The organism is Clostridium sp. LIBA-8553, assembly GCF_057782465.1.
In genome coordinates, this window is sequence record NZ_CM173489.1 from 2,513,057 (window position 1) to 2,536,924 (window position 23,868).

Here is a 23,868-nt window from a genome sequence, read left to right on the forward strand (position 1 = left end):
CTAAATCATAAAAATAACGCTTTTAAGTCTTGTATATTTACAAAAAAGACTCAAATTAAATGTTTTTTCTAATGACAAAATTTAAACTCCTTTTAAAATTAAGCTATATTTTAAACTAATGTTGATTTTTAGTAAGTTAGGTCTGAAGGGCTAACTAAAAATCAACACTCATCTAAAACGAAGCCTAAAACTAAATTTATTTATTCTTAATATTTTTCCAATAAGCCTTTATACTTTCTTCGTACTTATTATTCTTAGGCTTATAATATTCTTTTCCCTTCATATTTTCAGGCATGTACTCCTGTGCTACGTAACTATTTGGATAGTTATGTGGATATAGATAACCACCTACCCCTAAGTTGCTTGCTCCACTATAATGAGTATCTTTTAAGTGTTTTGGCACATCACCTGCATTGACTCTTTCTAAATCACTTAAGGCACTATCTATTGCAATATATGCACTATTTGATTTAGGAAGAGTGGCCAAATAAATTACAAGTTCTGATAATATTATTCTTGCCTCAGGCATACCTATCTTTAAACAAAGATCTATTCCACTATTTACAACCTGAAGTGCATTAGGATGTGCAAGTCCTACATCTTCAGCAGCAATAACCCCTAACCTTCTGACTATGCTATCCATATTTCCACCTTTAATAAGCCTTGCTAAATAATGAACCGCTGCATCTGGATCACTTCCTCTTATACTTTTTTGAAGTGCACTTAGTAAATTATAATAATCATCTCCAGATGCATCGGATTTTAAATTAGATTGTCCTAACTCTTCTATATAGTCCTTAGTTAATACAATACTATCTTTATCCTGAGATTTAATACCTAACTCTAATACTGTATAAGCTTTCCTAACATCTCCTTGAGCTATTTCTCCAATATATCTTAGGACATTCTCCTCAATAGAAATATTATATCCTTCCTTCTCGAGCTTGCTAACAGCTCTTTCCAAAGCAATTATTATATCCTCTGTACTTACAGGCTCAAAAGCAAATATAGTACTTCTACTCAATATAGCCTTATGAATTACAAAGTATGGATTCTCCGTAGTGCTAGCTATTAAGACAACTCTTCCATCTTCAATAAATTCAAGAAGAGCCTGTTGTTGCTTTTTATTAAAATGCTGAAGCTCATCTATATAAAGTATTATTCCTTTAAAATTTAATAAATTATCTATATCTGAAGTAATGCTTTGTATTTCTTTTATTGAAGATGTAGTAGCATTTATTTTATAAAATTTTTTATCTGTATAATTTGAAATTATGTTAGCTAAAGTGGTTTTTCCAACTCCAGGTGGACCATAAAAAATACAGTTCATTATATTTTTATTTTTAATAAGCTTATTTAAAGGAGTTCCTTCTCCAATAATATGCCTTTGACCAACCATATCTTCCAAACTTTTAGGTCTCATAATATCTGCTAAAGGTCTCAACTTTGATAACTTACCTCCTCTCTTAACTCTATTTAATAATATCTTTTCAAGTTTACCTAAAATAGTGAACTATCCATATATTAAGACTTTGTTTAGACTATTTTAGATAAAACTGTACGACAGTCTTAATGAGCAATTAAATTCTAATTTTATCTATGAAAGAATAATAGAATTAATAGACTTTTTCTGTTTTTAGAAATGTAATCTCACTAAGTTCGATTTTATAAATTTAAGATATTAAATTTTAAATTTGGATTTTCACTTAAAACACAGTTTTGTTTCTTCCTGTTATTTTAGCATTATAAAGTTTATTATCAGCATGTTTTATTATATCAGATATATCTTCTTTTTTTAAAATTTCAAACACTCCAAAGCTAGCTGTTAAACTTATTTTTATATCATCATATATAAACTTTTTATTTTCAACTATCTTTCTAAGCTTTTCAGCTACAAGAACTCCATTTTTTTTATCAGTATCATTTAAAACAATTAAAAACTCTTCGCCTCCATATCTTCCAATCCAATCACTACTTATTCTAATATTTTCATTTAAAACAACGGCAAAATCTTTTAATATCTTATCTCCAATCAAATGCCCATATGTATCATTTATATTTTTAAAACAGTCTATGTCTGCCATTATTATAGTTGTAGGCATATCTCTATTTAAATTTCTCTCTATTTCTTTTGAAAGTCTATGGTTTATGTATCTTCTATTGTAAACCCCGGTCAAATAATCTTTAACAAGAGTTTCTCCAATATTACTCATTTTTATATCTAAATAGGTGGTTTCTTCGCATCTATCCACTATCTCGCCATTTTCTGTTACGTCTTTCAAAAGTTCAACCACATATCTTTTTCCTTCAATTTCTACAGGAGAAGCTATAACCAGAAATATTTTTCTCTCATTGTGCTCTAACTTAACAAAAGTGTCATTTTCTAAATATGCCTTTTTAGCTACACAGTTATTGCATCCTGAAATTTTTTTCCATATTTCATGACAATTAACCTTAGAAAAATCACCATTAATAGTTAACTTTTGATTACAATTTTGATCAATATGTTCTGAAAGAACTTTCTTTTTTATAGGATCTACTACCCTAATAGTATCATAGAAATTTTTAAATACAGATAACCTGTTCTTAATATCTAATACAATGTTCAATTAATCGTCCTCCAATCCTTTAAAATTAAGCATAAAACCTTATTTCAAATAAAAAAACTAAATACAAATCAAATTTTAATAAATATTTACTAACTTTTAAAATTACTTTTTCCAACCTACGCATTATATATTAGTAATTATACAACAAAAAAGATTCTAATAAAAAATTAGAATCTTTGGTATATAGATATTCTTTTTACCCTCTTTAAATCTTATAAATTAATTCTTTATCTAGTGGAGTTATCAAAGATGTTACTTAATTAAACTTTATTTTAAGTAAATGTTGATTTATTATAGAAGTTCTACCTCTTCATCTAGTGATATGATTCCACCTTTTAAAACTTTAGTAAATATACCATACGCTGGCATTATACATCTTCCTACTTGATAATATATAGCACATTTATCATGACACTTTTTCCCTATTTGAGTTACTTCTAAAAGAACATCACCAATTTTTATTTTTTGTCCTATAGGAAGTTTATTTAATTCTATTCCATCTACCACTAAGTTTTCTCCAAAAGCTCCGAAATCTACATTTCCGCCATCTGCTCTGAAGTCCTCTATTTTTTCAAAGGCTAATAAACTTACTTGTCTATGCCACTTTCCAGCATGAGCATCCCCTTTAATTCCGAAATCCTCTATGAATTCAGCCTTATCAACTTGAAATTTAGCTGTTCCTTTCTTTTCACTTATACAAATAGCTCTTACCTTGCTCATTTTTTATCCTCCTATTTCATACATAAATCTTTTATCTTCATCTTTTTCTTTCACTTTAAAATTATGTTTCTCAGGTTTTTCATAAATACTTTTTTTGATTATTTCTCTAAGCTCTTCATCACTTATTCCAGCTCTCATTTTATCCTTTAAGTTAACCCCATATTTCCAATGAAGACATTGCTTCATAAATCCTTCTGGAGTAACTCTTATCCTATTACAATCTTCACAGAAACAATCACTCATGGCACTTATAAAACCAACTTTTCCTTTAAATCCATCTATATTTATGTATTTAGCAGGTCCATTTAATCTTAAAGTTTTTCCATTATCTAATACTATTTCTTCTTTTTTTATGATTTCTAAAATTTCTTTATTAGTAACTCCCTTAAACTTTTTACCTTCTCCAATAGGCATAAGTTCTATAAACCTAACATCTATAGGATTTTTTTCTGCTAGATTTACTAAGTCTAAAATTTCATCTTTATTAAAATCTTCTAATATAACAGCGTTTATCTTAACCTTAACATTATTTTCTAGGCATTTTTTTATTGAATATAGTACCTTATGTAAAGTTCCTACTCTTGTTACTTCATTAAATCTATGCTCTTTTAATGTATCTAAACTTATATTTACTCTTGTTAATCCATTTTCACTAAGTTCTTTTACCTTATCACCTAATAAAATTCCATTAGTAGTTAGACAAATCTCTTCAATACCTGGCACTTTATTAATATTTTTAATCAAGTCTACGATTCCATCCCTCACAAGAGGTTCTCCTCCCGTAAGTCTTACCTTCTTTATTCCAAGGGCTGCACATTCCTTAACAATCCTTAGCACCTCATCTAAAGTCATAAGCTTATTATTTTCAATAAAGTTGTTATAATCCTTCTCCATGCAATAAACACATCTAAGATTACATTTATCAGTTAGAGAAATCCTTAAATAATCAATTTCTCTTCCATACCTATCCCTCACTTTTTCACCTACTTTTTCTACATAATAAACTTGATTTTCTAAAAATCAATATTTTCATAAAACAAAGCCTCTTTCTTAAATAATTACTTTCCAAAAGAACAGTGTGGGAAAGTACATACTGGACAGTTTAAACAAAGTCCGCCATGTCCATACTCTGCAATATCTCTTAAAGTTAATTTTTCATCTGCTAAAACTCTTGGAAGTACTAAATCTAAAGCTGTTCTTTTTGCATACATAGCACAGCTTGGAATTCCTATAATAGGAACATCATTATAGTACGCTAAAAGAAGCATTGCACCTGGTAAAACTGGTGAGCCATATGTTACTAACTCTCCACCACATTCCTTAATAGCTGTTGGAGTTACATCGTCAGGATCAACAGACATTCCACCTGTACAAAGTATAAGCTCAGCACCTTCATCTAATGCTTTTTTTATTTCTTCTATTATTTTTTCCTTATCATCTGGAAGAATAACTTGTCTTTCCATTTCTATATCAAACTCTTTAAGTTTATCTTTAAGAACAGGACCAAAAGCATCCTTTATTCTTCCACTATAAACTTCATTTCCTGTAGTTATGGCAAAAGTCTTTTTCTTTTTTATATCCTTAACTTCTATAAGCTTATCTTTTATTAAATTTTCTGCCTCAATTATTTTCTTTTCATCTATAACAAGAGGAATTACTCTAGTAGCTCCTACCTTATCTCCTTTTTTAACTGGAAAGTTTCCATGTATTGTAGAAACTATTATTTCTCCCAACATATTTAGCTCTAATAATTTTTCTTTATCTATTTTTAAAAGCCCATCCTTATTGGCTATAAATTCTATCTTACCTTCCTTTATTTCTCCAAAGCTTAATCCCTCTCCACAGACTAAGTCTTTTAATCTTTCAGCAGCCTCATTTTCATGAAGCATTCCTTCTTCTTTCTCCCATACGTAAATATGCTCTTTACCTATAGATAAAAGTTTTTCTATATCTTCTTCTCTTATTACATGTCCCTTTTTAAAAGCTCTTCCTTTAAATTTTCCTGGTATTATTTGAGTTACATCATGAGATAATATTGTTCCAATTGCATCTTCAACTCTTATTTGTTTCATACTAATCCTGTTTATATAAGTTATTCTCAATTCAATCCCCATTTTAAATAAACACTAATTTTTAGTTAATTCTTAAAATATTAATTAATTCAAATAACTTTAAACAGTTCACCTCCCTTTAGTGTTTCTTATGTAATAAAAGGTTATCATTCTTCTACTTTTTCTATTAAACTTTTGTATTCATCAACTGTATTTATATTATAAAAATTCTTCATTTCTTTTTTATGTATCTCTTCTATAAAAGGAAATTCTTTAATTATTTTCACATTAAATTTCATACAAGTTTTTATTAATTTATTACTTTTATTTATAAGTTCTTTTTCCATGAGTTCTTTGCAACTTTTTTTGTATATTGCACAAAGAGGTTGTAACCTTTCCTCTACTTCAGGAATTAAAATTTCATAGTCTTCTTTTATATTTCCTAAATAATTAACTACATTTTTATTTATAAAAGGCATATCACAGGCAACAACTAGGCAATACTCATTTTTAATATGATTTAAAGCAGAATGAATTCCACTTAATGGACCTTGATTAGGATATATGTCCTTAAAAACTTTTAATCCTAGGGTTTTATAGTCATCTGGATTGTTTGATATAATTATTATTTCCTCATAATCCTCTAAGGCTTTTATTATTCTTTCTATGAAATAATTATTTTCATACTCTAAAAAAGCCTTGTTTCTATAATTCATCCTACTACTTTTTCCTCCTGCTAAAATAGCAGCACTTTTTTTCATAACCTTAATAAAGCTCCTATATTTTTTTCAAATTATAACAAAATTGTTTTTTATTATAATTTTATTATATTTACTATGTCTCCAGTATTCAAGCCTTCATTTCCAGCCTCAATTTCTATTAGGCAATTGGCATTTAAAAGAGAACTTAAAATTCCATTTCCACTTTTAATCTGAGTTATGTAAACCTTACCTCCACTTTCATTATAAACTATATTTCCTCTTAAAAACCTTCTTTGTGGACTTTTCTTATTAAAAGAATCCATTAAAACTCCCTTTTCTCTTTTAATGCATACAGATTCCTCTTCTCCTTCTAACTTCTTAAGAACTGGTTTTCCTAATAACTCAAAGGTTGTTAATGCTGCATTGGGATTTCCTGAAAGGCTTATTAAAAGCTTATCTCCTCTTTTACTACAAACAACAGCAGAACCTGGCTTTATTTTTATCTTCCAAAATAACTTTTCAAAACCTAAACTCTCAGCAACATCTTGCATAAGATCCTTATCTCCAACTGAGGCACCTCCAGTTGTAAAAACCACATCAGCTTCCTGAAAAGCTTCTTCTATTGCCTTTCCTATGGCTTGAATATCATCTCCAACATGCTCCATTGATAAAACATCATATCCTAATTCTTCTATTCTTCCACCTAAACTATATAAATTACTGTCATATATTTTCCCAGCTTTTAAAAGGCAATGTATATCACACACTTCATCACCAGTGCTCACTATGGAAACCTTTGGTTTTCTGTATACATGAACATTAGTTATACCTGAACTTGCCATTATGCCTAAATCAGCATAATCAAGTCTTTTTCCTTGCTTAATTAAAAGATCTCCTTCTTTTATATCTTCTCCTATAAAGGAAATGTTTTGACAAGTCTTCATTTCCTTAAATATTTTAACTAAAATTCCTATTCTATGTGTTTCTTCCTGTTTTAAAACGCAATCTGCTCCCATGGGAATTGGAGCTCCTGTCATGATTCTAGCAGCCTCACCTTTTCTAATCTCTCTTTTAGGCCACATTCCTGCAAATATCTCATCTACTATTCTAAGTTCTACAGGATTTTCTTTTGATGCTCCCTTAGAATCTTCTGATTTAAAAGCATACCCATCAAAAACTGATTTGTTAAAGGGAGGATTATTAATCTTTGATTTAACATCACCATATAAAACTCTCTTTAAAGAATTCTTTATGCTAACAACCTCACTTTTTAAAGCCTTAGTATGCTTATTTAATATTTCAAGAGCTTCTTCTAAAGCTATAAATTTTTCCAAAATATCACCATCCCTTTACAAAATAAAAATGCCTATTATTTTTGTTATAGAAACAAGAATAATAAGCATTAAATAGTCTTTTTAGACCATAATATTAGACTCTATTTTAAGCTATTGTTGATTTTTAAGACTTTCTTAAAGCCCTATCTTAAATCAATATTCACTTAAAACATCGTCTAACACTGAAACTTCAAAACATAACTAATCAATGAAATCTTCAAAATTCAGATACCTCTGTCTACTAATTAAAGAATTATAAGTGTTATTTTAGTTAACTTAGCAAGGTTTATTTATTATCATTCTTTAATCCTAAACAATTAAACTCTTCAATAAATAATTAAATAGTGAGTTTTTAAGATATACTATTTTGTAAATTTCTTAAGCCTTTTGTAGTTTCAAAGTTTTGCTTATTCTCCTTCCCAAAGTACGTGGAGGCAAAGTTCTTTCAAACCCTACCCTGTGGATTACTAAAATAAAAAATTATAATAAATTTAATTCCAAATAATATTACTTAAACATTTATTTTTTTGTTGAGTAAAAAGTTAATGTTAATAAGGTATATAATATATTAGTAATCCAGGATTAAAAATCATAGATATTACTCCTTAGATTTTTAAGCTTGGAGAGTTAAGTTTTATATTAAGTGCTTTAACGCACTTTTATACTAATCTGCCATTACAAGGTCAGCAATTTCTTCATAGTCATTTAAATTAACAACTTTAACTTCCTCTAGTGATAATGGAGCATCACTAGCAATTCCTATAAGTTTTTCCTTTGGAGTTATTATCTCTTTACTAACTCCTTCTCTAAAAACTTCTAATTTTTTATATGGGCTCTTTTTATAACCTTCTATTATTATGAAGTCAAAATCTTTAACCTGATCTATAAGCTCTTCTAAAGGAATTTCTTCCTCTACTTCTCTTATTAAAGCCATTCTTTTCTTAGAGGAAATTATAACAGCCTCTGCCCCAGCTTTTCTATGACGCCAAGTATCTTTTCCTTCTTTATCTATATCAAATCCATGAACATCATGTTTTATGGTAGCAACACTCTTTCCTCTTTTTTTAAGCTCTTTTATAAGCCCTTCTATTAAAACAGTTTTTCCTGTATTAGAGCAACCTGCAACCACATTAATAATTTTAGCCAAGGCTCTACTCCCTCCTAACAAAGCATATATACACAAACTATATAAGATATATTTACTTAATAGAATTATAGCTCTTTTTTTAAGATAATTCAGCTTTTATAATACTAACTGAAAAATTATAACTTACTAATTATCTATAATATATTTTTGCTTTTGTCTCTGTTTTAAGCTATTGTTGATTTTTAGATAGAACTGTAAGACCATCTTAATGAGCAACTAGTATTGCATTATCTATGTAAGAATAATAGCGTTAAGAAGCTTTTTCTGTTTGAGCGAAGCGAGTTTAAAAGCTTTAGCTATTATTCTGGAGTAGATGATAGCAATACTTTGCGATATTAAGCTAGGTCTGAAAGTCTAGCTAAAAATCAACCCATGCTAAAACAGAGCTCTACTTTTAGCCACTAGTAAGTGTATTCTAAGTTTTCTTTTATGTTAAAGAAGTCTGCATAATCAACTTCAAATAATGGCTTTTTAACTCTTGAAACATTTATCTTTTCTTTTATAAGTTGAGTTAAAACTCCAGCGTAAGATAAATCTCCTTGAATTATTGCTCCATATATCTTTCCATCTTTATGGATTATCTTCTTATAGTTTTCTCCATCAATCTCTATTTCTTCTACATAAGAATCATCTGGAGAATTTACATTTCCTAAAGACATTGTTGTAAGACCTAGGAAGTTCATTGTATTTTTGCTACCAAAGAAATCTTCCATGAATATCTCATTTCCAGTCATATTATTAGCAGCTATTATACCTTCTTTTACTGCTGTTGGCCATATTGGATTTCTTCCTGTAATATCTCCTGCACCATAAACGTCTCTTGTATTAGTTTCACCTTTTTCGTTTATTATTAAACCAAACTTATCAGTTTCAACTCCACTATCCTTTAAGAAGGCTACATTTGATCTTACTCCAGTAGCAACTATTATAAGTTCACAAGGAATTTCTTCTCCTGTATTTATAAGTAATGCTTTTGGATTGTTGTTTTCATCAACAATAACTTTTTCCGCTCTAACACCAAGTTTTAAGCTTACTCCTGCCTTCTCAAATCTTTCTTCATACTTTGAAGAAGCATATTTATCAAGTTGTATAGGAAGAACTCTATCACCCATTTCAACTAAAGTAACATTTAGTCCTTTTCCTACAAGGCCAGCAATAGCATCTATTCCTACAAGTCCTGCCCCTAAAACAACTACATTTTTAACCTTTTCTGCCTCTTCTTTTATTTTGATAGCATCATCTAAATTTCTTAAGCCAACTACATTATTAGCTCCTCTTAAATTCTCTATAGGAGGAATAAATGCTGAAGCTCCTGTAGCTAATAATACTTTATCAAATTTAACTTCTTCTCCATTTGAAAGAGTTAAAATATGTGCCATCGGGTCTATTGAAGTAACCTCAAGACCTTTTTTCCATTCTATATTATATTTTTCAAAAAAGTTTTTGTCTGTAAAATCTAAAGCTTCAACATCTCTATGTCCGCTTATATAATGATGTAATATACATCTTGAATATACATTTTCATCTTTTGATATTAATATTATTTCTGCATCCTTATCTATTTCTCTAAGAGTTTTTGCTCCACTTATTCCAGCGGCTGATGCACCTACAACAACATATCTCATATTACTCTTCTACCTCCTCTAAAGTTATTGCTCCCATTGGACATTTTGCAACGCATTGAGGAGTTCCTTCTGGTGTATTTGCACACATATCACATTTCATTATATATTTATTCATTTCATGCTCAGCTTTTAAAACACCATAAGGGCATGCCATTACACACATAAAGCAACTTGCACATCTTGACTTATCATAAGTTACAAAACCAGTCTCATTATCTTTTTTCATTGCTCCACTCATACAAGTATAAACACATTCTGGTCTATCACAGTGTCTACAGAAAATAGGAGTGTATTTACCTTCACTTGTTATAGCTATTCTACTTCTTGTGTCCTCTGAATCATGTGCAACTATACAAGCAGTTGTACATGTTAAACATCCTACACATTTATCTCTATCTATTTTTATTCTTTTCACAGTAAATCCCTCCTACTTTCTAACCTTTTCTATATTAACTTGAACTGTCTTATATGAAGGCTCCTTTGAATAAGGATCAAATATAGATGGTGTTAATGCATTTGTTTCTATGTAATGTATTGGTGCATATAACTCTTTTTCCTTAACATTATCAGTTAATCTAGCAGTGAATTTAGATGTAACTCCATTTGATGAATGAACTAACACCTCATCATTTTGCTTTATGCCAAGCTTTTCTCCATCTTTTCTGTTTATATCTATATAAGCCACTTCTGGAACTATGTTAGTTACAGCCTGGATTTCTCTTGTTCTAGTTTGAGTATGCCATTGTCCTACTGTTCCTCTTCCTGTGTTGAAGTTAAATGGGAACTCTTCATTTGTAGCAGTTGGATTTTCAGCTACATCTTCAAATACAAATTTAGCTCTTCCACTTGGAGTATAGTATTTTCCGTCTTCAAAAAGTCTTCTCTCATCTGACTTTAATTCTTCTCCTTCTCTACAAGGCCATTGAAGTCCCTTAGAACCTCTTAATCTTTCATAAGATACCCCTGTAATATCACAAGGCATTCCTTTACTACATTCTCTTAGAAGTTTGAAAGCATCCTCTGGAGTTCTCCATTTATCTAAAAGGCTACCCATTCCTAAAGCTTCTCCAATTCCTAAGAATATTTCATAGTCGCTTAATTCTCCTTCTTCCTTCTCTAAAACAGGAACTAAGGCAGAAAGTCTACGCTCAGTGTTTATTAAGACACCTTCCTTCTTAATTGCAGGAACTGAAGGTAGGTATAAATCACATTCGCTTGAACTATCTGTATCTTCATATATATCTTGAACAACAAAGAAATCTAAGTTTTCCATAGCCTTTTTAAATGTTTCATTATTAGTCCATGAATGTCTTGGGTTAGTACAAACTACCCATAATCCTTTAATCTCACCCTTGTTTATTCCATCTATAATTGCAGGATATGGAAGAGTAGGCTTTGTTGGAAGCATTTCTTCATCTATATCTAAAATATCAGCAACAACTTTTCTTCTTTCCTTATTGTCATATTCTCCACCACCATAAAGACCAGTTGTATTACTAAATGCTCTTGATCCCATAGCATTACATTGACCTGTTAGAGAGTTAGCACCTGTACCTTCTCTTCCAATGTTTCCTGTCATTAAAGCTAAGTTTATTATGGCTTGGGCTGTTCTAACAGCTTCATAACTTTGGTTAACACCCATTGTCCACCAGAATGAAACTCTCTTTCCTTCGTGGATTATTTTTGCAAGTTCTAAAACTCTCATTTTAGAGATTCCAGTTCTCTCTTCAACATCTTCTAAAGTATATTTTTTAACATGTTCTTTGAAATCTTCAAAACCTTCAGTATGGTTATTTATATACTCTTCATCTATCCATCCTTTTTCTATAAGCACGTTTGCTAAAGTATAGAAAAGAGCTAAGTCTCCCTTAGTTTTTATATCAATCCACATATCTGAGTTCATAGCTGTTTCAGATTTTCTTGGGTCTATAGTGATTATTTTAGCATCCTTATTTTTTCTAACTCTTCCCCAAGCTATTGGATGAGCTATAACTGGGTTTGCTCCAATAAAAAATATAGTATCTGAAAGTTCTAAATCATTTAATGTATATGGAGGTGCATCAAATCCAAAACTTTGCTTGTGAGCAACAACTGCTGTAGCCATACAAAGTCTAGTGTTACCATCACCATTGATTCCCATATAAGTTCTTCCTACATGGCCTAAAAGAGCCATTTCTTCTGTTGGTAATTGTCCTGTACTTATATAAGCTACGCTCTCTTTACCATACTTTTCTTGAATGGCTGTCATTTTTTCTGCAAACAGATCAAAAGCTTCATTCCATTCTAATTCTTTTCTCTCTCCATTTTCCATCTTAAGTAAAGGCTTTTTTGAACCTTTAAATTTAGTGCATTGTTTATCTAAATTAAGTCCTTTAATACAAGAAAACCCCTTATTAACTGGATAATGAGGTGTAGGAACCACTTTTTTGATTTTACCATCTTCTGTGTAAAAATCTATATTACATGCAAGTGCACAATAGTTACATGTAGATTGTACTCTCTTCATACATTTTCCTCCGTTCATAAACATAATCAAACATTGTTAATTTTTTATCATACTTAATTGAATTATAACATTATGTTTCCTAAAATAATATGATAATTATCACGCTTTTTGTGTATATTATTAGAAAGCAATGCTTGTACCTGTTTTTATTTTATCAAATATAGTAATTTAAATATACTAGATATGATTTCCCCTAAAACTAAGGTCTACAAAACTCCAGTATCCCCCAATCTCCTTCTATTGAAAATATACATATAATAGATATAAAAATTAATTATACAGCTATTTACAACAAATTATAATTTCATGAAAATCATGGTATAATTAAATATCAAATTATCATATAGACAAAAATACATTTATTTAGAATGTTTAAAATTTAATTCAAGCTATAGATACAAAATTATCTAGAGGAGGAAAGTAAATGGAAATTCGTCTTGCAACATATGAAGATTGCAGAAATTTAGCAATATTAAAAAAAGTTGTATGGGAAACAACTTATAGAGGTATTTATCCCAATGATAAATTAGATAAATATGATATTGATTACAATGAAAATAAATTTAAAGATATGATCAAAAAGCAATCTCAAAAGTTATTTATTGTTTTAAATGAATCAAAAATTATCGGATACATGAGTTGTGGAGAGATTCTTAGAGCATTTGATAAATATACTCATGATATAGGTTTACTCTATATAATAAAAGAGTATCAGGGAAAAGGAATTGGTTCAAAATTATTTGAATTTGCAAAAAATGAATTAAAAAATCAAGGTATAACAGAATTTATTGTTTCATGTAATAAATATAATTTTTCTGGACAACAGTTTTATAGTAAAATGGGTGGTACAATAATTAAAATTGACGAAAATAATGTAGATAAATCAATACCACAAGTTAAATTTCTATTTCAAATATAGTTAATAATATAATAATTTAAATTCCAATTTACCTAGGCTGTTCTGAATTAACTCAATGAATAATCTTATACTATGACGAACTAAAGTCCAGCAACAATCATTGCTGGACTTTTTATACTAACATCACTATTTGTACTATTATCTTTTAAAGACTAATATTAAATAAAGTTCCAAAAGGCAAATAACTATTCAACCTTGAAAGTTTACTCATTAATTAATGAGTCAAAGAACTTTTAGCTCTATTAAATTCTTCACCTGAAATAATCTCTTTTTCTTTTAGCATAGTAAGATTTTCAATTTGCTCTGTAAGACTAAATCCCGTTCTTAACTTTTTAACACTTTCATCTTCTCTTTCTTTTGAAGTTTTAATCACTGAAAATATCTTTCTAAGGGATGACTCAGTTATTTTCTCAATCTCTAAGGCCACTTTCTCAGAACATATTCTTATTTTTCCATAGCCAAAATCAACATCACTCTCTATGTATTTAATTTGACTTAAAGTAATTTCTTCTTGTTTTGTTTCCCCGTAACGTTTGTCCACATATATAAGTCTTGAAGTAGTAAAAATTATCAACATATTGCTGTCCCCATATAAATCTGAAATAAAATGTTGAATCTTTTCTCCTTCTAGAAGTCCTCTTTCAATTTCTTCTAGTTCCTTATTGCTCTCTCTTCTCTTAATACTCTCAGTAAAGAACTCTTTTTTTGATTCACTTTTCCTTAAGTTTTCTCCAAACCTTCTCATACCGCAGCCCCCTTTTATTAATCATTATAACATTATATGGAAATCAATTAAAATAATTCATTCACACCCAATCTTAAAATTTATTATGCTATACTTAGTATTTCTAAACCCAAACCTTATATTATTTTTCATTTAACTCAAAAAGTCTTTGTGTTTCAAGATTATATTTAAGCTTAATGATGCCAGTTCTTCCATCTCTACACTTTGCAAAGTTAACTTCTAAAACATCTTCTTTCAAATTCTTCTTATCCTCCCTAGGTTTATAATAACCCTTTCTAAAAAGAAGCATTATAATATCAGCATCCTCTTCAAAACTTCCAGTATCTCTTAAATCTCCTAGAAGTGGTCTTTTGTCACCTCTTTGTTCTGCTCCTCTATTTAACTGGCATAATCCTATCATGGCAACATTAAGCTCCTTAGCTAAAGACTTTAATCCATGGGAAATCTCTGTTTTCTTTTCATATACAGAACCTTGTGTTACTGGTCTAATCATGCCTACATGATCAATTATTATAATATCTAAGCCACCTTTTTTAATTTGAATCTCCTTTGCTAAAAGCCTTATTTGAGGCATTGTTATGGAGTCTGGCTCATATATTGTTATATCTTTTTCGCTTTTTAATCTTTCATAAACATTTTTAACCCTTTTTTCTTCCTCTTCATTAAGTCTTCCCCTTGATATCTTTCCATTTTCTAAATCAGTATTTCTAGCTAAAATTCTACTTCCCATTCCAGATACAGACATATCAAGCTGTATATATAATATTTTTCCATTAAGCCTTTCTAAAAGTTCTAAAGAAAAAGCTGTTTTACCCATGGAAGGTCTAGCCCCAATAATAGTAAATTTTTTTCTTTCAAAGCCATTGCTTGCCTCATCAACACTTTTAAGCCCAGTGATAAATCCAGCATAACCACTTTCACTATTTCTAATTTCCTCTGCTCTTTTCAGGGATGTATCAAGCATCTCTTCCATAGAATAAATCTTATTTTCCTCTCTCACTCTATTTATGTTAGCCAATACATTTTGTACATACTCCATCTTTTTCTCAATAGAATCATCACTATTTTTAACCTTATGAAAGGCTTCATAAAGTTTTCTTTCATTGCTATTTTCCTTCACAATTTTAAGATTGCTCTGAAAACTTGAAGGAACACAGTGAGTTGAAACTTCTGTAACATAGGTTATACTTAAAGCTCCTTTTTTTATGAATTGCATAAGCTTATTAATTAAAACTTCTAAATCAAAAGGAATATTATTTGAATAAAGCTCATTCATCCCTTTAAATATAAGTCTATTAGCTCCACTCAAAAAGTCATCTTCACTTAAAGTAAACAAGGCTTTAACCATATAATTATTATCTCTAATTATTGTTCCTAAAATATTTTTCTCACAAGCTATAATATTCTCTTTTAAACTCATATTCTCTCTCCCCTTAAAAGTATTTAATTCTCAAATACAAACTAATTGACTACAAATATATTTTTAGATTATGTTTTAAAATCATTAATAGGAAAAATCACTGTTACATCCTTCCCAGGAATTTTCTTCTTTGTTAAAGTCTTTTCCTAAACCCTCATTTAAATATCCCTCAAATTTATTTCCAAAAAGAGTTTCTGGCCTTAAATATTTTTCCTGCTCCTTTCCAAGCCATGCTTTAACCTTATTATCTATAACTCTTTTAAAATCTTCTTCATGAAAGCCTTCTCTAATTCTTGCCCTAATAAGTTCTCTACTTTTTGTTGTATTACTTTTAAAGCTCTTTCCTGTTTTCTTGTTTAAATACTCAATTACAGAAGTATATATATTATTATTTTTTAATAGATTAATATTTTGGTTCAGCTTTTCAGCAGAAGGGGGTTCCTCATATGAGCCGACCCCTCTTTGCTTTTCAGCGGACTGCTTTTTTCTATAAGAATCCCTATGTATTTCTACACTCTCTTTTTTCATCTGTTTATTATGAAAAATAAGCTCTTCATATCTCTTTCCTATTCCATAAAAAGTATAGGTCCCACCTATTTTGATCAATTTAAAAACTAATACTTCAGCATCCACTAATTTATTTAACCTTCTTTTTAATGCACATTTACTTTTAATTCCTAAGATTGGTACATTTTCTAAACATTTTTCATACTGCATCCAGTAAAGAAATTCACCATCAATTTCTCTTTTAATCATAGCTCCTGTCACCATGAAATTTACAAAATATCTTAATATTCCTAAATCAATTGAATCTAATCCCATTTCTAAAGCCTTTTTTTGATTAAATCCTAAATAAGTAAACTTCATAAACTCCCCTCCCCAAATAACACCTAAAAAATTTATATATTTGTATGTTAAAATCCCTTTCACTATATAAATACTTTTAACTTTGCCTTTCAGGTGTAGAAATTTTAAAAAAATTTATTTTTGTAATTTTCTCCAAAAAAAGATTCTATAAAAGTAGTTTGTGTGTAACTACTTTTATAGAATCTTTTTGCTCTGAATTTATATTTAGTTTTACATAAATAATCCTTTTTTCTAATATATATCAACTTAAGTATTAGTACTATTGTCCTTAATGCATTATAATAACATTATGAAAAAAAATTACATAAGATTTAAATTTTAAGGAGAAAAATATGAAAAGAATTAGATTTCAAGATATCATGAGCATTTTTAAAAATGTTCTTTTAGGGAACAAAAAAAATATATTTCTTATATGCCTTTTAAGTTATTTTATACTATATGTATTATCAATAGGATCAATAAAAATAGCTAATTTAATTTTTAGTCTTTTCATTATTGTACTTACTATTGTAATAGATTGTGGTGTTATAGTTTCAATAGATAAGTGTTCTAAGGAAGATATTCATCTAAGCTTTAAAGATATTTTTGTTTTTAGTAAATCAAAATTAAAACTAGGAGCATTTTGGTACATACTTATTGCCTTTTTAAATTCTATGATAGGAGTTGTAATAACAGCATTGCCATTTAAATTTCCAGTAACAGCCTTAATTTTATTAGGTTTATTAATAAATGCTATAATAACTCCACTTATGATTATATCAATCTCAGGGCACACCATAGTAAACAAGAAGAACTATATTTATGTTATTTTTGCAATGATATTTATTCTTTGGGTTAATCTTCTTCCTTTTGTAGGAGAAGTATTAAACTTTTTAATAAAACCCTTTGTAATTCTTTATTTAATATCTTTATCTGAAGCAGAAGAAAAAGCTATAAATAACTTTTAAGTTTAAAAATAAGATATTATCAAAATTTTTAAGTGTTGATACTTATAAATATAAAATTAGTTTAACCCTCTTTTTTAATAAGAAAGAGGGTTAAATTTTTCTTCACCTTATATTAAAGAGTACATAGCACTTGTTTTTGTACAAAAATATATTTACTTACAATTGAAAGGTTATTTTGAATGTGATAATATACAGATAATTTATATAATATGAGGTGAAAATATTGAATATTCAAATTAGAAATATGCTTAAATCAGATATACTTGAATTTAATAAAGCTTTTGAATTACAAGGCTGGGAAAAGCCAATTTCATTATTTGAAAAGTATTATAAAGAACAAAAAAACGGTGACAGAAGAATTTTTGTAGCTTCTATGGAAGATCAAGTACTTGGATATGCAACACTCCTTCCAAATGATGAAAATGGTCCTTTTGCAAACATGAATATTCCTACTGTTCGTGACTTTAATGTTCTTGAAAAATATCAGAAAAATGGAATAGGAACAGCATTACTGAATAAAATCGAAAACGTTGTTAAAGAATATTCTGACAAGATTTGTTTAGGTGTAGGACTTCATTCCGGATACGGTCCTGCACAGAGAATGTATGTAAAAAGAGGTTATGTTCCCGATGGTAGTGGGGTTTGGTATAATAATATGGTCTTAGAGAAGTACGCTGACTGTAAAAATGATGATGACTTAGTATTATATTTATCTAAAGATTTTACACATGACAAATAAGCATTATCTGTATAGCATAGGTGTATTACTAATACACCTATACTATAATTTAAAATAATAAATAAACTGAATATATTAAAGCTAAAATACCAAGTAACTTTAAATAGCTATCATACATATCAGACATATTCTCCCTGTTAGAATCCCTTAAAGAAAAAACATACTGAATTTCAAAAATAAAACCTGTAAATTTCACACAAAGAATTCCTATAATACTTAATGCTACAGCTGCAATAACCTTAGAAAGCATTAACTCTTTAAAATTAAAAGTTCCTACAATTAAAAGGATTAAGAAATACACCACTAAAATACCTGTTTCTAAATTTTTCTTTATCTTAGCTTTATTTCTCAAGTTACTTTTCACATCATTGCTTACTTTTTCATAATCATCAAATTCTCTACTAAAACATTCTGCATTTTTACAGATTAAATTTTTATCTTCGTTCACCTCTCCACATCTTCTACATATCTTCATATAACTCCTCCTAATACTCCCATATACCCTAATCTTATAATATAAAAAAATAACCCTTTTTTTAGTTTCCTGATTACCAATTTTTCATTAGTAAGCTTTCCTTTAATTAATTTATATAAATTATACTGTACATAAATTAATTCTATCATCTTAACTTCCTACTATTTATTTAATTTATAAAAATATAATAAACTTATAACTATATTAAAATAAAAAGAACAAAGAGAAATTTAATTCCTTCGTTACCCTAAAAGCATCCAAAACATCAATTGTGTATCCCCTTCAAACAAGAATAAGCAATTTGATGCTTTTATCGAATTTCAGAATTAGAACTATGATTATAAATATATGATATATTAATAATTAGTTAATTTATTACAAATTGCACAAATTCTATTGTAAACCAAAGTATATGAATATAAAATATACTTTAATTTACATTTGATGGGAGTGATGTTTGTGATTCTTGAATACATGTTAGTAGGTAATAAGATATGAATAAAATAACTAAATATATTTTGATAGGCATTGGCATATATGTTTTAGGTTTTTTAATTGCTGTATCTTGTGCAAATTTTTTTACTAACGAAATATTATATTCTTATCTTTACGGAATATTTTTTGCAATATTATTTTTAGCTTCAGTTGTTGGCGTTTCAACAGCAATAATACTTAATGAAATTAGAAAGAAAAATTAAGTTTTATATCAAAAAATAAGTCTATGTTTTAAACTAGTGTTGATTTTAGATAGAACTGTAAGACCATCTTAATAAGCAGTTTAGAGTTTCTTTATCTATGGAGAAATAATAGCGTTAAAAGGCTTTTTCTGTTTGAGCGGTAGCGAGTTTAAAAGCCTTAGCTATTATTTTGAAATAGATAATAGAAACTCTCTGCGAAATTAAGTAGGTCTGAAGGGCTAGCTAAAATCAACATTCATCTAAAACAGAGCCAAAAATAAAAGACTAGCTAAGATACCATCCTAACTAGTCTTTTTACATTAAAGTTTCTTTACAAATTCTATTTAATTTATACTACTATAAGCTAATTAAACAAGCTTTTTACTAAAAACTCCAGTTAAATTAAGCTGAGATACTCTCTTTTGAATTTCTTCTCTATCTATAGTGTAAAGTCCTAATTCCTTCATTCTATTAAAGTAAACTGATCCTGCAAAAGTATATCTAATTTTCTTTCCTGCTCTAGATTGTGACTCTTCATTAGCAAATGCTATTATATCACCTAAGGCAGTAGCTCTAGGAAGTATTAAAGAAGGCATACCTAGATACTGTCTTACTGCATTATGACCTGCTAATGTTCCCGTAACAATGGCCTCTGTATGACCAACAAAAAGTCCTGATTTTTCTCCAGCACAGAATAGATTAGTAACACCCTTAACCTTCATATTATCATCTCTTGGTGCTACTGATAAATATCTTATGGAGTTACCCTTTCCACCTGCATATGGATCAATATATTTAACATTTTCAAGACCCTTAATCTTTCTAAGCTTTTCAAGAGGATAATAAGTAGTCATAAGCTTAGCATGTCCTGTATCTAAAAGCACCACATTCTCTGCAAACTCTTTAAGAGCATATTGCTGACAAACTTTTGCATTTAACTTATCATAATTTACATCTTCTTTTGGAACTTCAATAACCACACATCCCTTTTCATCAAGCTCTTCTCTTATTTCCTTTGAAAGTGTTTCCTTCGCTAGTTTACAAGAACCACTAAATGCACCAAGTTCATCTCCAACTCTTTCCCCTTGAATATCTTCTACTCCGCATCTTGAGCTTATACTAATTCTAGGTCCAAAGGCTGGACATCTTAATACACACATTGAACATCCATTTCCATATCTCAAGCAATTTCCCATAGGTCCTGTTGAACCTGTTGCTTCAATAAAGATATCACCAGGATAATATTGACCATCACTAGTGTATATACCTAAAATCTTATCTTCCTCTTGTTTAATATCAATAACTCTAGAAACCATCTTAGTTTCAATGCCTAAACTTTGTACATATCTTTTAACCTCTCCCTCTATAAGGTTAACATCATAAAGCCAAGCATGCTCATGACCTGGGAAAGGTATATTCTTATGCCTACTACACTTATCAGTTATTTCTATTAAATCTCCGCCTCCCATAGCTATAAGTTCTTCCGCAGCTGTGTACCTTCCATTATTTCTCATTATTCCGCCTACATTACCAAGACCTAGGAGTAAATCTGTTTTTTCAAAAAGCACTACATCTGCTCCCATTTTTTTAGCTTCAATGGCAGCTGCAATCCCTGACCATCCGCCACCAATAACAACAACTTTCATAAAAACTCTCCCTTCTCTAAATAAGCTTTTTTTGAAGTTCCCCAGCTAAAGTTTTTTAAAATTATTGAAACTTTAAGCTAATATAAATCAAAGTTATTTCATAACTTTCAGCAAATTAAACTTAGCTTCATTAAACTTTTTTAAATTCTTTAGCCTAACTAATTTATAAATTAAATTTCAAACCGAACTTTTTTTATTCAGATTCTATTCTTTAAGTAGTATTGATTTTTAGATAGAACTGTAAGACCATCTTAGTGAGCAGTTAGTATTGCATCATATCCGTAAGAATAATAGCGTTAAGAAGCTTTTTCTTATTTTTGTAAGGAATACAATCTCACTATGTTCGATTGCATAAGTTCAAGATACCAAATTGAAAATTTGGACTTTCACTTAACCTTTAGCTATTATTCTGGAGTAGATGATAGCAATACTTTGCGAAATTAAGCTAGGTCTGAAAGTCTAGCTAAAAATCAACATTAACCTAAAATATAGCCTATTAAATAAACCTTCTATCTTCAAATATCTTTCTAGGATCACTTTGAGTCTTACAAAGCCTCTTTACTTTATGCCCTGCAAATCTAGCTGTACAGCTTCCACATACCCCTTCTCCACAACACATCTTTGCATTATTACAACAAGATACCTTAGTAGTTTCATCACCTAAATCATTTAAATATTCAATAAGGTTATAGGTTAAAATATCCGCTCCTGCACAATGAATTAAATCCGCTCCCTCATTTTTAATAAATTCTTTAGCTTCCTCTGATATTTGACCCTTTGTAATTAAATTCATAGGTATATATTCAACATCATATTCCTCTAAATATTTTTCTATATGACTCTTCTCAAAAGGTGCTTTATCTAAAAGAATTTTAACCTTATTTCCCTCATTGACTAACTTTTTAATAACAGGTACTGCTGGTGCTAGTCCAATTCCCCTACACAATACAAGGGCTTTCCCATTCTTAGTTGAATTTATATTTTTAATTCCAAAAACTCCATTAAAATAAGGCCCTCTTATGGTTATTTCTCCACCAATCTCTGTATTTAAGAGCCTTTTAGTTTTTATTCCTCTAACTTCAATAAGTACTTTTATTATATTTTTATCTGCATCAGATTCTAAAACAGATATAGGTACATCAAAAAATGGATTATCCTTAGTCCTTATAAAAATAAATTTGCCCGGTCCAAGTAAGTCAATACAAAGTTTATGCGGTGCACTGAACTCAATAAATAAAAGTCCATCCTCAACTTCTGAGGCATCCATAACCTTACAGATGAAGGTTTTTCTCCCTTCCTTAGCCTTAAATCCATTACTTGCAAACTCTTCGTATATACAAACTCCCTTCCAGTTTACACAATCACAAAAACACTTTCCATGAAGCTGCGAACAAAGTATGCACTCCCCTTCTTCTGCTAAGTGACAAGGACAAAATTCCGTACCAGCATCTATACAATCAATTACTTCATAATCCATAAAAACCCTCCCATATAAGTTCTTACTATCAAAATATACAATTCAATTAAAAGTTGTTACAAAAATTCCTTAATAAGTATCTAATCTTAAAAAATTTTCCTAAAATTTTTTAAAACTTAAAGCTTTTCTCCTTACATCCTAAATGCTTAACCTGTTCTTGTTATAATAAAATTAAAATGGAATTATGATATATGAGAAACAAATTAATTATTCTTGAAGAACTTCTCCACTCTAGAGGCTTTACAAGAATATTTATATTAAACTTTAGAGCCATCTCTACAATAAAAAAGGTGTTATATCAAAGTTTTATTTTAAGTTACTTTTCATATAACACCTTTTATTTTAAGAATAATTCTCTTTTACATAATTATAAATTCTTTCAGTAGCTTCCCATCTAGTTGGGCAATTCAAAACAACTATAATTATGTTTCTTCCATTATGATCTACTGAACTTACTAAGCATTTTCCTGCTTGACCAGTATAGCCTGTTTTTCCTCCATTAGCATTTGGTAATCTCCATAACATTTTATTTATGTTATTATAGCTTCTAGTAAAATCATATTTTGTAGCTTCAACTTCCTTAGTTCCTGATATCTCTCTAAAGAATGGCTCTTCCATAGCCTTTGACATTAAAACAGCTAAGTCATAAGCAGATGAAAAGTGCATTTGGCTGTCTAATCCATGAGGGGATTGAAAGTTTGAATCTTTAAGTCCAAGCATTCTAGCAAAATCATTCATAAGTATAGCAAATTCTTCTACGCTACCTCCAATGTGCTCTGCAATAGCAATAGCTGCATCATTTCCTGATTTATACATAAGCCCAAAAAGAAGTTCTCTCATAGTCACCTTCTCTCCAGCTCTAAATCCAACTTTAGACCCTCTAATACTTGCTGCTGTTTTTGATATAGTAACTTCTTCATCTAAATCACAATAATTTATAGCTACTAAGGCTGTAAGTATTTTAGTTGTACTAGCCATTGGCACACATCTAAAGGCACCTTTTTCATATAAAATCTTTTTGTTTTTAGCATCATAAGCAATAGCAAAATGAGCATCTGGAGCAATATCTTTGCACTGTTTTCCATTTCCGTACTTAATATCTAGACTTCCTACTGATATTTCCTTAGGAATATCAAAATCTTTTCCAAGAACAATAACGTTAGTGCTCATAGATATTACCATTAAAAAAATCATAAGAATTGAAATCTTCTTTTTCATGAAATATCTCTCCTTAAAATTAATTTTTTTCTCTATCAAACCTTG

22 protein-coding genes and 1 riboswitch are annotated in these 23,868 nt (G+C 29.2%); of the genes, 4 read left to right on the forward strand and 18 right to left on the reverse strand.

Going from position 1 to position 23,868, the window contains the following annotated elements:
* Positions 1 to 196: 196 nt before the first annotated feature.
* The 11 genes from AC2JAQ_RS11145 to AC2JAQ_RS11195 all read right to left on the reverse strand — a co-directional run bounded on the left by AC2JAQ_RS11145 (position 197) and on the right by AC2JAQ_RS11195 (position 12,693).
* Complete coding sequence (locus tag AC2JAQ_RS11145; protein WP_488456508.1) at positions 197 to 1,444, reverse strand: replication-associated recombination protein A; 1,248 nt, start codon at positions 1,442 to 1,444, stop codon at positions 197 to 199.
* A 262-nt stretch (positions 1,445 to 1,706) separates the two neighbouring features.
* On the reverse strand, positions 1,707 to 2,609 hold the full coding sequence (locus AC2JAQ_RS11150) for a GGDEF domain-containing protein (protein ID WP_488456509.1): 903 nt from the start codon (positions 2,607 to 2,609) through the stop codon (positions 1,707 to 1,709).
* A gap of 291 nt (positions 2,610 to 2,900) precedes the next feature.
* Complete coding sequence (locus AC2JAQ_RS11155; protein WP_488456510.1) at positions 2,901 to 3,329, reverse strand: MOSC domain-containing protein; 429 nt, start codon at positions 3,327 to 3,329, stop codon at positions 2,901 to 2,903.
* A 3-nt stretch (positions 3,330 to 3,332) separates the two neighbouring features.
* Positions 3,333 to 4,304 (reverse strand): GTP 3',8-cyclase MoaA, encoded by a 972-nt coding sequence (gene moaA, locus AC2JAQ_RS11160; protein ID WP_488456511.1) that lies wholly within the window; start codon positions 4,302 to 4,304, stop codon positions 3,333 to 3,335.
* Between the two features lie 83 nt (positions 4,305 to 4,387).
* Positions 4,388 to 5,401 carry a molybdopterin-binding protein gene (locus AC2JAQ_RS11165; protein ID WP_488456512.1) on the reverse strand — a complete coding sequence of 338 codons (1,014 nt, stop codon included), beginning with the start codon at positions 5,399 to 5,401 and terminating at the stop codon, positions 4,388 to 4,390.
* A 146-nt stretch (positions 5,402 to 5,547) separates the two neighbouring features.
* Complete coding sequence (locus tag AC2JAQ_RS11170) at positions 5,548 to 6,141, reverse strand: molybdenum cofactor guanylyltransferase (protein WP_488456513.1); 594 nt, start codon at positions 6,139 to 6,141, stop codon at positions 5,548 to 5,550.
* 53 nt (positions 6,142 to 6,194) lie between these two features.
* A complete protein-coding gene (locus AC2JAQ_RS11175) occupies positions 6,195 to 7,415 on the reverse strand; it encodes a molybdopterin molybdotransferase MoeA (RefSeq protein ID WP_488456514.1) in 1,221 nt (406 codons plus the stop codon).
* Between the two features lie 396 nt (positions 7,416 to 7,811).
* Positions 7,812 to 8,052: riboswitch (molybdenum cofactor riboswitch) on the reverse strand.
* Positions 8,053 to 8,079: 27 nt separating this feature from the next.
* Entirely contained in the window at positions 8,080 to 8,562 is a 483-nt protein-coding gene (gene mobB, locus AC2JAQ_RS11180; RefSeq protein ID WP_488456515.1) for a molybdopterin-guanine dinucleotide biosynthesis protein B, read from the reverse strand.
* Between the two features lie 401 nt (positions 8,563 to 8,963).
* Positions 8,964 to 10,187: an NAD(P)/FAD-dependent oxidoreductase gene (locus AC2JAQ_RS11185; RefSeq protein WP_322502799.1), complete on the reverse strand. Its 1,224-nt coding sequence runs from the start codon at positions 10,185 to 10,187 to the stop codon at positions 8,964 to 8,966.
* Between the two features lies 1 nt (position 10,188).
* A complete protein-coding gene (locus AC2JAQ_RS11190; protein WP_322502800.1) occupies positions 10,189 to 10,602 on the reverse strand; it encodes a 4Fe-4S dicluster domain-containing protein in 414 nt (137 codons plus the stop codon).
* 12 nt (positions 10,603 to 10,614) lie between these two features.
* Positions 10,615 to 12,693: a molybdopterin-dependent oxidoreductase gene (locus AC2JAQ_RS11195; protein WP_488456516.1), complete on the reverse strand. Its 2,079-nt coding sequence runs from the start codon at positions 12,691 to 12,693 to the stop codon at positions 10,615 to 10,617.
* A 424-nt stretch (positions 12,694 to 13,117) separates the two neighbouring features.
* On the opposite strand from AC2JAQ_RS11195, the gene AC2JAQ_RS11200 reads away from it, so the two are divergent.
* Entirely contained in the window at positions 13,118 to 13,612 is a 495-nt protein-coding gene (locus tag AC2JAQ_RS11200) for a GNAT family N-acetyltransferase (RefSeq protein WP_488456517.1), read from the forward strand.
* Positions 13,613 to 13,826: 214 nt separating this feature from the next.
* Here AC2JAQ_RS11200 and AC2JAQ_RS11205 read toward each other — a convergent pair whose 3' ends face one another.
* The 3 genes from AC2JAQ_RS11205 to AC2JAQ_RS11215 form a co-directional block, all read right to left on the reverse strand.
* Positions 13,827 to 14,357: a PH domain-containing protein gene (locus AC2JAQ_RS11205; RefSeq protein ID WP_488456518.1), complete on the reverse strand. Its 531-nt coding sequence runs from the start codon at positions 14,355 to 14,357 to the stop codon at positions 13,827 to 13,829.
* Between the two features lie 121 nt (positions 14,358 to 14,478).
* Positions 14,479 to 15,777, reverse strand: coding sequence for a DnaB-like helicase C-terminal domain-containing protein (locus AC2JAQ_RS11210; protein WP_488456519.1), 1,299 nt, complete (start codon positions 15,775 to 15,777; stop codon positions 14,479 to 14,481).
* A gap of 84 nt (positions 15,778 to 15,861) precedes the next feature.
* Positions 15,862 to 16,644, reverse strand: coding sequence for a conserved phage C-terminal domain-containing protein (locus tag AC2JAQ_RS11215; RefSeq protein ID WP_488456520.1), 783 nt, complete (start codon positions 16,642 to 16,644; stop codon positions 15,862 to 15,864).
* Between the two features lie 332 nt (positions 16,645 to 16,976).
* Here AC2JAQ_RS11215 and AC2JAQ_RS11220 point away from each other — a divergent pair, with 332 nt between their 5' ends.
* Together AC2JAQ_RS11220 and AC2JAQ_RS11225 are read left to right on the forward strand one after the other, a co-directional pair.
* Positions 16,977 to 17,591, forward strand: coding sequence for a hypothetical protein (locus AC2JAQ_RS11220; RefSeq protein ID WP_488456521.1), 615 nt, complete (start codon positions 16,977 to 16,979; stop codon positions 17,589 to 17,591).
* A 223-nt stretch (positions 17,592 to 17,814) separates the two neighbouring features.
* On the forward strand, positions 17,815 to 18,330 hold the full coding sequence (locus tag AC2JAQ_RS11225; RefSeq protein ID WP_488456522.1) for a GNAT family N-acetyltransferase: 516 nt from the start codon (positions 17,815 to 17,817) through the stop codon (positions 18,328 to 18,330).
* A 49-nt stretch (positions 18,331 to 18,379) separates the two neighbouring features.
* On the opposite strand, the gene AC2JAQ_RS11230 is transcribed toward AC2JAQ_RS11225, so the two are convergent.
* The gene (locus AC2JAQ_RS11230; RefSeq protein WP_488456523.1) at positions 18,380 to 18,805 is read right to left on the reverse strand and encodes a hypothetical protein; all 426 of its coding nucleotides are present in this window, start codon (positions 18,803 to 18,805) and stop codon (positions 18,380 to 18,382) included.
* Positions 18,806 to 19,299: 494 nt separating this feature from the next.
* On the opposite strand from AC2JAQ_RS11230, the gene AC2JAQ_RS11235 reads away from it, so the two are divergent.
* The gene (locus tag AC2JAQ_RS11235) at positions 19,300 to 19,503 is read left to right on the forward strand and encodes a permease (protein WP_488456524.1); all 204 of its coding nucleotides are present in this window, start codon (positions 19,300 to 19,302) and stop codon (positions 19,501 to 19,503) included.
* 347 nt (positions 19,504 to 19,850) lie between these two features.
* Here AC2JAQ_RS11235 and AC2JAQ_RS11240 read toward each other — a convergent pair whose 3' ends face one another.
* The 3 genes from AC2JAQ_RS11240 to AC2JAQ_RS11250 form a co-directional block, all read right to left on the reverse strand.
* Positions 19,851 to 21,128 carry an FAD-dependent oxidoreductase gene (locus tag AC2JAQ_RS11240; protein WP_488456525.1) on the reverse strand — a complete coding sequence of 426 codons (1,278 nt, stop codon included), beginning with the start codon at positions 21,126 to 21,128 and terminating at the stop codon, positions 19,851 to 19,853.
* Between the two features lie 496 nt (positions 21,129 to 21,624).
* Positions 21,625 to 22,605, reverse strand: coding sequence for a sulfide/dihydroorotate dehydrogenase-like FAD/NAD-binding protein (locus tag AC2JAQ_RS11245; RefSeq protein ID WP_488456526.1), 981 nt, complete (start codon positions 22,603 to 22,605; stop codon positions 21,625 to 21,627).
* A gap of 342 nt (positions 22,606 to 22,947) precedes the next feature.
* Entirely contained in the window at positions 22,948 to 23,823 is an 876-nt protein-coding gene (locus AC2JAQ_RS11250; protein ID WP_488456527.1) for a D-alanyl-D-alanine carboxypeptidase family protein, read from the reverse strand.
* Positions 23,824 to 23,868: the final 45 nt, after the last annotated feature.